Origin of the sequence: Micromonospora sp. WMMB482 (genome assembly GCF_019038635.1) — a bacterium.
Lineage (GTDB): Bacteria > Actinomycetota > Actinomycetes > Mycobacteriales > Micromonosporaceae > Micromonospora > Micromonospora marina.
Map to the genome: position 1 here is coordinate 1,352,329 of NZ_JAHOPD010000020.1, position 12,566 is coordinate 1,364,894.

The following is a 12,566-nucleotide window of genomic DNA, read 5'->3' on the forward strand; positions in this document are numbered from 1 at the left end:
AACTGCCGATCTTCCATCCGGAGCGCGGCGTGACCGGCTGGTGGTTGTGGTCCTACGTCGCCGCGATGGCAGGCGGAATTGTGCTCTTCCTCGCGTGGTGGGCCCGGCCCTGCGGCGTCCCCGCGATCGAGTACCAGGTCGCGGTCGCGGTTCCCGTCTGGTCCGGCCTCTGGTACGCCGTCCTGGCCCTCGGCGACGGCCGGGTGACGGATCCCGGCGGCCAGCCGGTCTACTGGGCCCGCTACGCCGACTGGGTGGTCAGCGCCTCCCTCCTGCTCGTCGCGCTCGCGCTCACGGCCACCCACGCCCTGCCCGGCCGGCACTTGGGGCTGTCTGCCGCACTGGTCGGCCTGAACGTCACCATGGTCGCCGCCGGCCTTCTCGCCGATCTCGCCGCCGGGACATGGAGCCGGTACCTGTACTTCACCCTCGGCAGCCTGGCGCTGTCGGGCATCTTCGCGGTGATCTGGGGGCCGCTGCGGTCCGTCGCGCGTCGCCAGCCCGAAGGGCTTCACCACGCGTACGTGGAGGCGGCGGCGCTGCTGACCCTCCTCTGGCTGGGGTACCCATTGATCTGGCTCGGCGGCCCGTCCGGCGTCGGCCTGCTCACCCCGACCACCGACACCGCCCTGTTCGTGCTGCTCTCCGTCGCGTCCAAGGTCGGCTGGGGCGCCTTCGACCTGGCCCGGCTGCGCGGCCTCGCCCGACGGAGCGAACTCGCGGTGGCGGGACGGCCGTGACCACACCCACCGGCCCCCCGCACACCTCGGGGCACCGGTTCCCGGCCGCCGTGCCGGAGAGGGCTGCGACCGGACTGCCGGCCGGTACGGGGCACGCCTCCGTCCTGACCGTCGCCGGCCTGCTCGCCCTGGCACCGCTGGCACGTCACACGGGCGTGGGGACCTCGCCCGCGTACCTTCTGGCCGGGTTGCTCGCCGGCCTGCCACACGGAGCGGTCGACCATCTGGTGCCCGGTTGGTGCTCCGCACGGGCCCGGTCACCGGCGGCCCGGCTGGCCGTGCCGCTCGGCTACGCCGCCGTCGCCGCCGTGGTCCTGGTGGCGTTCCAGGCCGCGCCGACACCGGCACTGCTGGCCTTCCTCGTCCTGTCAGTGATCCACTTCGGCGCCGCGGACGAGGCGTTCCACGCCGAACGGGACGGGCGACCGGTCCGCCACCGTCCAGCCGGAGTGCTCGCCCGAGGCGGCCCACCGGTGGTCGTACCGCTGCTGGTCTGGCCCGAGACGGTGGACCCGCTGCTGGCGGCGGTCGCGCCCGGCGCACCGGCGGTGCTCAGTCCCGGGCTGCGGCTCCTGGCTCTCGGATGCCTGGTCGCCGCCGGCACGGTCACGGTCGTGCGGGATCTGCGCGGCGGGCGTCACCTCGACGCCGCCGAACCGGTCCTCCTCGTCGCCCTCTTCGCCGCCGTGCCACCCGCGCTGGCCGTCGGGACGTACTTCGCCGCCTGGCACTCCGCCCGGCACGTCTCCCGGTTGTTGCGCGCGCACCCCGCCAACCGGTCCGACCTGGCCGACGGCCGGTGGAGGGCGCCGCTGGGCCGCTTCGCCCGAGCCGCCGCCCTGCCCACCCTGGTCGCCGCGGCCGTGCCGGTGGCGCTGGCGACGTGGCCGGGACGGCCGTTCGATCCACTGCCCGTGACGGTCGCCGCGCTGGCCGCCCTGACCGTGCCGCATTCCGCTGTGGTCGCCTGGCTGGACCGGCGCGGCCGGCCGGCCGGCTCGCCCGCCTAGCGCAGGGCGGCGGGGGCGTGCGCGGGGACGGCCGGCCGCCGCGGCGGGACCGGCTCCACCCGGGTGTACGCCGACCCGAGCGCCGGGCGCGGGTCCGCCTCGCCCTGGTTCGGCCAGTACGACATGGCCCGCTCGGCCTGCGCGGTGATCGTCAGCGACGGGTTGACGCCCAGGTTCGCCGAGACCGCCGCGCCGTCCACCACGTGCAGCCCCGGGTGGCCGTACACCCGGTGCCAGGGGTCGATCACACCGTCGTCCGGGGTGGCCCCGATCACCGCGCCGCCGAGGATGTGCGCGGTCACCGGGATGTTGAACGGCTCGGTGACTGCACCGCCTGGGGTGCCGCCGATCTCCTCGGCGAGCAGCCGGGCCGCCGTGTTGCCGGCCGGGATCCAGGTCGGGTTGGGCGCGCCGTGGCCGGGGCCGGTGACCAGCCGGCCCTTGCGGTAGCGGGTGGTGAGCGAGTTGTCGACCGACTGCATGACCAGCGCGATCACGGTGCGCTCGGACCAGCGGCGTACCGACAGCATCCGTGCCGCCAGCGCGGGCTGCCGGACGATGCTGCCCAGCCAGCGCCGGGCCCGGCGGGGACCGCCGTCGACGAGCAGCGACTGGAGCAGGCCCATCGCGTTGGAGCCCTTGCCGTAGCGGACCGGCTCGATGTGGGTCTGCGGGTCGGGGTGGAACGAGCTGGTGATCGCCACCCCCTCGGTGAAGTCGAGGCCGCGCCTGCGGGCCGCTCCGGACGCCACCGAGGCGCCGAGGATGGCCTCGGAGTTGGTCCGGGTCAGCTCGCCCAGCCGGGGCGAGAGCGCCGGCAGCGCACCGGTCGCCTTCATCTCGTGCAGCAGCCGCTGGGTGCCGAGTGCACCGGCCGCGAAGACCACCTGGTCGGCGTGGATCACCTCGCGCCGCTTGCGCAGCCAGGCGCCGGTGCGTTCGGTGTGCACCGCGTAGCCGCCGGCCGGGTCGGGGCGGACGGCGGTCACCGTGGTCAGCGGGTGCACCTGCACACCGAGGCGCTCGGCCAGCCACAGGTAGTTCTTCACGAGCGTGTTCTTGGCGCCGTGCCGGCAGCCGGTCATGCACGATCCGCAGTGGCTGCACCCGGTGCGGTCCGGCCCGGCTCCGCCGAAGTACGGGTCGGCCGCCCGCTCGCCGGGGCGCCCGATGTGCACCCCGACCGGCGTCGGGTGGTAGGTGTGCGCCACCCCCATCCGCTCGGCCACCGCGCGTACGGCCTGGTCCGCGCGGGTGTCGATCGGGTACGTGGTGACGCCGAGCATCCGCTTCGCCTGGTCGTAGTGGCGCGCCAGTTCGTCGCGCCAGTCGGTGATGTCCCGCCACTGCGGGTCGGCGTAGAACGCGTCGAGCGGCTCGTAGAGCGTGTTCGCGTAGACCAGCGACCCGCCGCCGACCCCGGCGCCGGAGAGCACCAGCACGCCGCCGCCGGTCTTGCGGTCGGCCGAGCGCAGCAGCGTGATCCGCTGGAGCCCGAAGCAGCCGAGCCGGGGCGCCCACAGGAACCGCCGCGCCCGCCAGGACGTGCGCGGGAACTCGTCGTCGGCGAAGCGCCGCCCCGCCTCCAGGACGCCCACCGTGTAGCCCTTCTCGGCCAGCCGGAGCGCGGTGACGCTGCCGCCGAAGCCCGAACCGATGACGAGCACGTCATAACGCATGAACGCATCATTACCGACCGGTAGCTATGGCGCCAGCGAGTGTTTTTCGCAGATCATGCAGAGCGCTCGATTCGCCGGGATTCCCGCCGCTGCAACCTCCGGCGGCCCGTGGCGCGTCGAACTCCACGGGGAGGAACGAACGTGACGAGACGACGCCTGCTGGGGCTGGCCGTACTGGTGGCGGCGCTGCTGGTCGCCACCGGAGCGGTGGTCACCACCCGGCTGGTGGCGAACCGTCCGGCCGCCCCGGCCACCGGCCCGGCCACCGCGCCGCCGGCCCCGCCCACGCCCGCCCCGACCACCGCCAGCCCGGCACCTCCGCCCGGCGCCGACCTGAAGGGCCCCCTCAACCTGCTGCTCGTCGGCGTCGACACCCGGGTCAGCATCCCCGGCTGGGAGCCGCACGCCGACGCCGTGCTGCTGCTGCACGTACCCGTCGGGCTGGACCGGGCGTACCTGTTCTCGCTCCCCCGCGACCTGGTGGTGGACATCCCCGCCTACCCGAAGGCCCGCTACCCGGGCGGCCGGACCAAGCTCACCCACGCGATGAGCTACGGCAGCCGGGTGCCGGGCGACAAGGCCAACCCCAGCACGGCCCAGGGGTACGAGCTGCTGCGCACCACCGTCGCCCGCTACACCGGGCTGCGCATCGACGCCGGGGCGGTGATCACGTTCGGCGGTTTCGACAAGCTGGTGGACACGCTCGGCGGGGTGGACCTCTACGTGGACCAGCGGGTCGCCTCCCGGCACCGCCGCCCGGACGGCACCATGCGGACGCTGACCGGCGGCGGGTACGTCGGGCCGCAGATGGTCTACGAGAAGGGCACCCGGCACCTGACCGGCTGGCAGGCGCTCGACTACGCGCGGCAGCGCTACACCGCCGGCGGCGACTACACCCGGCAGCGGCACCAGCAGCAGCTGCTCCGGGCACTGGCCCGCAAGATCCTCGACCAGGGCACCGCCCGCGACCCGCAGCGGGTCGAGCAGGTGGTGGCCGCGCTGGGCCGGACCCTGGTGTACGCCGGCGGCCGGCAGCTGATCGACTTCGCGTACGCCCTGGGCGGCCTGCCGGCGGACCGGCTCACGCTGGTCGTGCTGCCCGGCGCCGGGGTGAGCAGCGGCGGCGCCTACCGGGGCGAGCAGCTCAAGCCGCTCGGCCGTGACTTCCTCACCGCGCTGCGCGGCGGGCGGGCCGACGCGTTCCTGGCCGCCCACCCGTCGCTGCGCGTCAGGAACTGAGGCCCTACAGCGGCTTCGGGGCGGGCGGGCGCTCGGTGCCGTACAGCCACGCGTCGAAGACCTTCGCCAGCTTCTTGCCGGAGATCCGCTCGGCCAGCGCCACGAAGTCGGCGGTGGTGGCGTTGCCGTTCTTCCGCTCCGCCGCCCAGGTGCGCAGGATCGAGAAGAACGCGGTGTCGCCCACCGCCACCCGCAGCGCGTGCACGGTCATCCCGCCCCGGTCGTAGACCGAGCGGCTGAACAGGTTCGCGACGCCCGGCTTCCCCGGAGGCGTACGCCACACCTGCCCGCCGGCGTTCGCGTACTTCTGCTCGAACGTGCGCTGCACGGTGGTCGAGCCGCTGTGCTCGGCCCACAGCCACTCGGCGTACGTGGCCAGCCCCTCGTTGAGCCAGATGTCCTGCCAGCGCTGGATCGACACGCTGTTGCCGTACCACTGGTGGGCCAGCTCGTGCGCGACCACACCCGTGTTGTCGCCCTGCCGGAAGAAGCTCGCCGAGTAGACCGGACGGCTCTGCGTCTCCAGCGCGTACCGGATCCGCTCGTCGGCGATCACCACGCCGCCGTACGAGTCGAACGGGTACGGCCCGAAGACGCTCTCCAGGTAGTCGGCGACCTCCACGGTGCGCGCGATGGAGCGGTCCGGCGCGCCCTCGGCGACCTGCGTGGTGATTGCGTGGTAGACCGGCCGCCCCTTGTGCTGCCCGGTGGTGACCCGGAACTTCCCGATCGCCACCGTGGTCAGGTAACTGGCCGTCGGCGCGGTCTCCGACCACTTCCAGGTGGTCCAGGAGCCGCTTGTCGACTTCCCCTTCGGCACGCCGTTGGAGACCGCCGTCAGTCCCTTCGGGACGGTGAGCTCGATGTCGTAGGTGGCCTTGTCCGACGGGTGGTCGTTGACCGGGAACCAGGTGCTCGCCGACTCCGGCTGCCCGAGCGCGATCGCCCCGTCGGCGGTGTGCAGCCAGCCGCTCTCGCCCAGCACCTCGTTACGCAGCGGCTCCGGCCGGCCGTCGTACCGGATCTCGGCGGTGAACCCGTTGCCGGAGGTCAGCCCGATGGCCGGGGTGATCACCAGCTCGTCGTCCGTACGGCTGTGCCGGGCGTCGGCGCCGTCCACAGTCACCGAGCGGACGGTCAGCCCGGCCAGGTCCAGGTTGAACGCGGACAGGTCGGCGGTGGCGGTGGCCCGCACCGTGGCGGTGCCGCTGAGCTTGTCGGTGCCCGGGTCGTAGCGCACCTTGACCGTGTAGTGCGCGACGTCGTACCCGCCGTTGCCGTAGCTCGGGAAGTACGGGTCGCCCGCGCCGGCCGCGCCGGGCGCGAAACCGCGCGGGGCCGCCGAGGTCGCCGTGGTGGGGGATGCCGGTCCCGGGTCCGGCTCGGCCGACCCGCAGCCGGCCACCAGCAGCGTCCCGCAGGCCAGCAACCCGAGCCGTCGTCGTGCGCCACGCCGCGTCATCGCCTCGATCCCTCCCGGGGCCCGTTCGGCGGCTCCGCCACGAGCCGCTCCGACCGCGGCAGCCTACCCAGCGCCGGTCACGCGTGCGTCACGGCAGTGCCGGTGGCGCCACGCCGACCAGCCAGGCGTCCAGCAGCGCCCGCAACGGCCGCCCGGACGTGCGTTCGGCGTACCCGACGAAGTCGGCGGTGGTGACGTTGCCGTCGCGGTGCTGCGCCAGCCAGCCGCGCAGCAGGCGGTAGAACGTCTCGTCGCCCACCGCGCGGCGCAGCGCGTGCACCGCGAGCGCGCCCCGCTGGTAGACCGCGTCGCCGAACATCCCGGCCCGGCCCGGGTCGACTGTGGGCTTCGCCCAGTCGGTGGCCGCGTAGCGCTCGGCGACTGTCTGCGCCACGGTTCGCCCGCCGTCGTGCTCGGCCCAGAGCCATTCGGCGTACGTGGCGAAGCCCTCGTTGAGCCAGATGTCGCTCCACCGGGCCACCGAGACGCTGTCGCCGAACCACTGGTGGGCCAGTTCGTGCGCGACCACCTCGGTGTTCGGCCGGTCGCCGCGGAAGAACGCCGGCCCGTACACCGGACGGCTCTGCGTCTCCAGCGCGTACCGGATGCGTTCGTCGGCGACCACCACGCCGCCGTACGCCTCGAACGGGTACGGCCCGAAGTGCCCGGCCAGGAAGTCGGCGACCTCGCCGGTGCGGGCCACCGACGCGGCGGCCGGTCCGTCCGCGGGCAGCGCCGCGGCGACGGCGGTGACGATGGGCTTGCCGGCGTGGGTGCCGCTGCTGACCCGGTAGTCGCCGATCACCAGCGTGCTCAGGTAACTCGCCATCGGCGCGCGCTCGGCCCAGCGCCAGGTGGTCCAGCCGCCGCTGGAGGTCCGGCCCGCCGGCACGCCGTTCGACAGCGCGGCGAGGCCGTCCGGCACGGTGACCTCGAGGTCGTATGTCGCCTTGTCCGACGGGTGGTCGTTGACCGGGTACCAGGTGCTCGCCGACTCGGGCTGACCGAGCGCTATCGCACCGTCCGTTGTGGCGCGGAAGCCGCCGTCGCCCAGTTCGGCGTTCGGCAGCGGCTGCGGCACGCCGCCGTACGTCACCTCGACCGTGAACCGCCGTCCGGACGGCAGTCCGCCCGCCGGGGTGACGATCAGCTCGGCACCGTCGTGGCGGTGCTTCGCCGCCTCGCCGTCCACCCGCACCCGCTCGACGTCCAGCCCGGCCAGGTCGAGCTGGAACCGGGACAGCCCCCGGGTGGCGGTGACGGTCAGCGTCGCGGTGCCGGTGAGCCGGTCGCCGGCCGGGTCGTACCGCACGTCGAGCGCGTAGTGGCCCACGTCGTAGCCGCCGTTGCCGGCCCCCGGCACGTACGGGTCACCGGCGTCCGCCGCACCCGGCCGGAACCCGTTGTCGTCGCCGCCGGTGCACCCGCTCAGCGCGAGCGCCCCCGCCACCAGCCCTGCCGCCCAGAACCGCCCCCGTCTCACCCGGCGAGCCTAGACGCGCGACGGCGCGGGTGGGGCCGGAACACGTCCGCGCCGCCGCCCGCGCCGTCTCGCGGTGCTGAGTGGTGCTCAGCGGTGCTCAGCGGTCGAGGACCAGCCCGACCTTCTGGAACTCCTTCAGGTCGCGGTAGCCGCACTTGGCCATCGCGCGGCGCAGGCCGCCGAAGAGGTTGAGCTGGCCGTCCGGCTCGTCGGCCGGGCCGAACAGCAGCCTCTCCATCGAGCCGAGCGGCTCGCCTGCGACCTCGAACGCACCACGGGGCAGCGACGGGTGGCTGGCCGCGGAGTGCCACCAGGCGCCGCCGGCCGGAGCCTCCTCGCACAGCGACAGCGGCTCGCCGAGCATCACCGCGTCCGCGCCGCAGCCGAGCGCCTTGGCGATGTCGCCGGAGGTCTGCATGTCGCCGTCGGCGATCAGGTGCACGTACCGGCCGCCGGTCTCGTCCAGGTAGTCGCGGCGAGCAGCGGCGGCGTCGGCGATGGCGGTGGCCATCGGCACCCGGATGCCGAGCACCGACTCGGTGGTCGACCAGTCGTCGCCGCCGATGCCCACGATCACACCGGCCGCGCCGGTACGCATCAGGTGCAGCGCGGTCTTGTAGTCGGTGCAGCCGCCCACGACGACCGGCAGGTCCAGGTCGGCGATGAACTCCTTGAGGTTCAGCGGCTCGTCGGTGGTGGAGACGTGCTCGGCCGACACGAGCGTGCCCTGGATGACCAGGATGTCCACGCCGGCGTCGAGGATCACCGGGGCCAGCGCCAGGGTGTGCTGCGGGGAGACCCGCACCGCCACCGTCCCGCCGCCCTCGCGCAGCTCACGCACCCGCTCGGCGATCAGGTCGGGGCGGATCGGCTCGGCGTAGACCTCCTGGAGGCGCTTGGTCGCCCGCGCGTCCTCGCCGAGACCGGCCAGCTCCTCCAGGATCTTGGCCGGGTTCTCGTACCGGGTCCAGAGGCCCTCGACGTTCAGTACGCCGAGGCCGCCGAGCTGGCCGAGCCGGACCGCCGAGGCGGGGCTCATGGTGGCGTCCGAGGGGTGCGCGACGCAGGGGATGCCGAACTGGTACGCGTCGAGCTGCCACGCGGTGGAGACGTCGTCGACGTCCCGGGTGCGGCGGCTCGGCACGATGGCGATGTCGTCCAGGTGGTAGCCGCGCTGCGCGGTCTTGCCCAGCCCGATCTCGACCACGTCACGCATGGGGGACTCCAGGTGGTTGGGGGTGGTGGTTCAGCGGGAGTGGTAGTTGGGCGCCTCGACCGTCATCTGGATGTCGTGCGGGTGGCTCTCCTTGAGCCCGGCCGCGGTGATCCGGATGAGCTGGCCACGCCGGTGCAGCTCCGGAATGCTCTCCGCGCCCACGTATCCCATCGCGGCGCGCAGCCCGCCGATGAGCTGGTGGGCGACCGCGGACAGCGGCCCCCGGTAGGGCACCTGGCCCTCGACGCCCTCCGGGACCAGCTTGTCCTCGGCGAGCACGTCCTGCTGGAAGTAGCGGTCCTTGGAGTAGGACTTGCCCTGGCCGCGCGACTGCATCGCGCCGAGCGAGCCCATCCCCCGGTACGCCTTGTACTGCTTGCCGTTGATGAAGATCAGCTCGCCGGGGCTCTCCTCGCAGCCGGCCAGCAGGCTGCCGAGCATCACCGTGTCGGCGCCCGCGACGAGCGCCTTGGCGATGTCGCCCGAGTACTGGATGCCGCCGTCGCCGATGACCGGCACGCCGGCCGGGCGGGCGGCGCGGGCCGCCTCCATGATCGCGGTGATCTGCGGGACGCCCACCCCGGCCACGATCCGGGTGGTGCAGATGGCACCCGGGCCCACGCCCACCTTCACGCCGTCCGCGCCCGCGTCGACGAGCGCCTTCGCGCCCGCGTACGTGGCGATGTTGCCGCCGACGATGTCGATGGTCACGTCCCGCTTGAGCCGTGCCACCATCTCCAGCACGGCGCGCTGGTGGCCGTGCGCGGTGTCCACGATCACCACGTCCACCCCGGCGTCGACCAGGGCACGGGCCCGCTTGTAGCCGTCCTCGCCCACGCCGACCGCGGCGGCGACCCGGAGCCGGCCCGCGTCGTCCTTGGTGGCGTTCGGGTACTGCTCGCTCTTGGTGAAGTCCTTCACCGTGATCAGGCCGCGCAGCTTGCCGCCCACGTCCACGATCGGCAGCTTCTCGATCTTGTGCTGGCGCAGCAGGCCGAGCGCGTCGTCCTTGCTCACGCCGACCGGGGCGGTGATCAGCGGGGTACGGGTCATGATCTCGCGCACCGGCGTGGCCGGGTCGGAGACGAAGCGCATGTCGCGGTTGGTGACGATGCCGACCAGCTGCCCCTGCCCGTCCACCACCGGCACGCCGGAGATGCGGTAGCGCCCGCAGAGCGCGTCGACCTCGCGCAGCGTGTCGTCCGGGCTGGCGGTCACCGGGTTGGTGATCATGCCGGACTCGGAACGCTTCACCAGGTCGACCTGGAGCGCCTGGTCCTCCACGGAGAGGTTGCGGTGCAGCACGCCGATGCCGCCCTGGCGGGCCATGGCGATGGCCATCCGCCCCTCGGTGACCGTGTCCATCGCGCTGGACAGCAGCGGCACGGTCAGCTCGATGTTGCGGGTGAGGCGGGTGCGCGTGTTGACCCGGCTGGGCACGACGTCCGACTCGCCCGGCTGCAGCAGCACGTCGTCGAACGTCAGCCCGAGCGGCACCACCCGGGCCGAACCGGCCGGCAGCTCGGGCAGATGGCCACCCAGCTCCCCGCCGTCGGTGCCGGCCGGGATCTCGGTGCTGGGCGAATTCTCCACGATTGCTCCCCTGAGCTGGTCGAACGGGCTGCAGCGAGGCGGCGCGCGGGGCACCGGCAGGCGCCTGGTGACGGCGCGTCGCCTCATCGTACCCACTTGCCCGTCCGCGCCCGGGCAGCGGCGGGCCCGAGGGTAGGCCGGGCCACAGCACGGGCTGGGGCGGGCTTTCCGGCGGCTCGGGGTCTACGGTGAAGGGGTGCACGACGAGCCCATCGACCCGTTCAACGGCGACCCGGCCGATCCGGCTGCCGGCCTGCACGATCCCGGCGACGACGACGCGCTCGACCCGCTGACCGAGGTCGAGCGCCAGGACGTCCTGGAGGATCTCGCCGATCTGGAGATCTACCAGGCGTTGCTCCAGCCGATCGGCGTGCGCGGCCTGGTGATCGAGTGCGAGGACTGCCGAGAGCCGCACTACTTCGACTGGGACCTGCTGCGCGGCAACCTGCGCCACCTGCTCAACTCGGGGCGTCCCCGGGTGCACGAGCCGGCCTACGACCCGGACCCGGACCACTACGTGAGCTGGGACTACGCCCGCGGCTACGCCGACGGCGTGCACGACACGCTCACCGAGGGCACCGACGACACCGCGCCGGAGTGATCCCCGCGCGGGTCAGGCGACCAGGCCCGCCCGGAACCCGGCCGCCACGGCGTGCGCCCGGTCGCGCGCGCCGAGCTTGCGGAACAGCCGCCGGGCGTGCGTCTTGACCGTGTCCTCGGAGACGAACAGCTCCCGCCCGATCTCCGCGTTGCTCTTGCCCTCGGCCATGCCGAGCAGCACCTGAAGCTCCCGCTCGGTCAGGCCGATCGCGCTGCGCGGCGCCCGCGCCGGCCGCTGGGCCGCGCCCGGCCGGGGCGCCTCCGCGCCGTCGGCCGCCGCCGGGTCGTCCGGGTCCTCACCCCGTTGCACGGGCACCACAGTGGGCAGGCCCGCGGCGTCCACCGGGGCCGTCGCCGGCCAGCCGGGCCCACCCTGGGTACGCCCCGGTGCCGCCGGCCGGGTCGGCCCGCCCACCGCCGCCGCGTCCCGGGCGGTGTCCGCCACCCGGTGCCGGTTGCTCCGCCCGGGGGCGGAGAGCAGCAGCAGCGCTTTGGCGACCGCGCTGGTCAGGTCGTGGTCGGCGTTCTGGATCAGTCCGCGTGCCCCGGCGCTGATGGTGGCCGCCGCCGACTCCGACTCCTCGGTGCCGAGCAGCAGCACCGCTGCCTGCGGGGCGCGGGCGAGCACCCGCCGGACGAAGCCGGCGCTGTCCGGGCGGGTCAGGGCGGTGTCGGCGAGCACCACGTCCACCGGACGCTCGGCGAGCCGCAACATCACCTCCGGATCGGAGACGGCCGTCCGGACGACGCCGGACAGCCCGAGCCGCGCCGCCGCGGAGGTCAGATGCTGGGCCGCCAATGGTGTCCGAACGCACACAAGAACACTACGCACAGTGGTCTCCTCTCCGACTCAGAGCAGACCACGCGGAGGTGAGGTCGGGAGGGGGTTCCGGGCAATCATCCGAACTTTTCCGACAGATGGGGCATATGCCGCTGAGTGTCCGAGGTTTTCGATCACAGATGTGTGAGGCGCGGACCGCTCGGGTACCGAGGGGTTCATCCGGAACCGGCATCCCGCGCGGACCGCCGCCCGGTAGCTGGCAACGAACATTCTCCGCGGTGCCGCGCGGGAGGAGGGGTGCTGATGTCGAACGTACGTAGGCTGCCAGGACCGATCGACGAGCTCTGGGACTGGCAGCGGCTCGGAGCCTGCCGTGGCCGCGACAGCGCGCAGTTCTTCCACCCGGACGGCGAGCGCGGCTCCTCCCGCCTGCGCCGCGAGATGGGCGCCAAGTCGGTCTGCCGCGCCTGCCCGGTACGCGCCGAGTGCGCCGCCCACGCGCTCTCCGTGCGCGAGCCGTACGGCGTCTGGGGCGGGTTCAGCGAGTCCGAGCGGCTGCGGCTGCTCGCCCTCGGCTGGGAGGACCTGGCCGACCGCCGGCAGACCAAGGTGGACATCGCCCGGCTGGAGGCGCGCCTCGGCCGGCCGCACAACACCGCCGTGCCGGACCAGCGCAAGGTCGCCTGACCGGCTTCACGACCCCCGACGCCGCGCCCCGATCCCGGGGCGCGGCGTCGTGTCGTCCCACCCCCGGCCCTCGCGT

The 12,566-nt window shown here is 73.9% G+C and carries 11 protein-coding genes; 5 read left to right on the plus strand and 6 right to left on the minus strand.

All coding sequences use genetic code 11. The features are described from left to right. Positions 1-29: 29 nt before the first annotated feature. Complete coding sequence (locus KSK32_RS07165; protein ID WP_216929700.1) at positions 30-740, plus strand: bacteriorhodopsin; 711 nt, start codon at positions 30-32, stop codon at positions 738-740. Further along, positions 737-1,750 (plus strand): Brp/Blh family beta-carotene 15,15'-dioxygenase, encoded by a 1,014-nt coding sequence (locus KSK32_RS07170; RefSeq protein WP_216929702.1) that lies wholly within the window; start codon positions 737-739, stop codon positions 1,748-1,750. The genes KSK32_RS07165 and KSK32_RS07170 overlap by 4 nt, the downstream gene beginning before the upstream one ends. Here KSK32_RS07170 and KSK32_RS07175 read toward each other — a convergent pair. Continuing rightward, positions 1,747-3,429, minus strand: a complete 1,683-nt coding sequence (locus KSK32_RS07175) for an FAD-dependent oxidoreductase (protein ID WP_216929704.1) — start codon at positions 3,427-3,429, stop codon at positions 1,747-1,749. The two genes, KSK32_RS07170 and KSK32_RS07175, sit on opposite strands and share 4 nt — an antisense overlap. 141 nt (positions 3,430-3,570) lie before the next feature. On the opposite strand from KSK32_RS07175, the gene KSK32_RS07180 reads away from it, so the two are divergent. After that, positions 3,571-4,668, plus strand: a complete 1,098-nt coding sequence (locus KSK32_RS07180; RefSeq protein WP_216929705.1) for an LCP family protein — start codon at positions 3,571-3,573, stop codon at positions 4,666-4,668. Between the two features lie 4 nt (positions 4,669-4,672). On the opposite strand, the gene KSK32_RS07185 is transcribed toward KSK32_RS07180, so the two are convergent. From KSK32_RS07185 to guaB, 4 genes are all read right to left on the minus strand, one after another. Then, the gene (locus KSK32_RS07185) at positions 4,673-6,130 is read right to left on the minus strand and encodes a M1 family metallopeptidase (protein ID WP_216929706.1); all 1,458 of its coding nucleotides are present in this window, start codon (positions 6,128-6,130) and stop codon (positions 4,673-4,675) included. Positions 6,131-6,218: 88 nt separating this feature from the next. Then, positions 6,219-7,613, minus strand: a complete 1,395-nt coding sequence (locus tag KSK32_RS07190; RefSeq protein ID WP_216929707.1) for a M1 family metallopeptidase — start codon at positions 7,611-7,613, stop codon at positions 6,219-6,221. Between the two features lie 97 nt (positions 7,614-7,710). Further along, positions 7,711-8,829 (minus strand): GuaB3 family IMP dehydrogenase-related protein, encoded by a 1,119-nt coding sequence (locus KSK32_RS07195; protein ID WP_216929708.1) that lies wholly within the window; start codon positions 8,827-8,829, stop codon positions 7,711-7,713. A gap of 30 nt (positions 8,830-8,859) precedes the next feature. Beyond that, on the minus strand, positions 8,860-10,422 hold the full coding sequence (gene guaB / locus KSK32_RS07200; protein ID WP_216929709.1) for an IMP dehydrogenase: 1,563 nt from the start codon (positions 10,420-10,422) through the stop codon (positions 8,860-8,862). Between the two features lie 196 nt (positions 10,423-10,618). Here guaB and KSK32_RS07205 point away from each other — a divergent pair, with 196 nt between their 5' ends. Next, positions 10,619-11,023 (plus strand): DUF5319 domain-containing protein, encoded by a 405-nt coding sequence (locus KSK32_RS07205; protein ID WP_216929710.1) that lies wholly within the window; start codon positions 10,619-10,621, stop codon positions 11,021-11,023. A gap of 12 nt (positions 11,024-11,035) precedes the next feature. On the opposite strand, the gene KSK32_RS07210 is transcribed toward KSK32_RS07205, so the two are convergent. Further along, the gene (locus tag KSK32_RS07210) at positions 11,036-11,854 is read right to left on the minus strand and encodes a response regulator transcription factor (RefSeq protein WP_216929711.1); all 819 of its coding nucleotides are present in this window, start codon (positions 11,852-11,854) and stop codon (positions 11,036-11,038) included. A gap of 252 nt (positions 11,855-12,106) precedes the next feature. On the opposite strand from KSK32_RS07210, the gene KSK32_RS07215 reads away from it, so the two are divergent. Further along, entirely contained in the window at positions 12,107-12,490 is a 384-nt protein-coding gene (locus KSK32_RS07215; RefSeq protein ID WP_013288543.1) for a WhiB family transcriptional regulator, read from the plus strand. Positions 12,491-12,566: the final 76 nt, after the last annotated feature.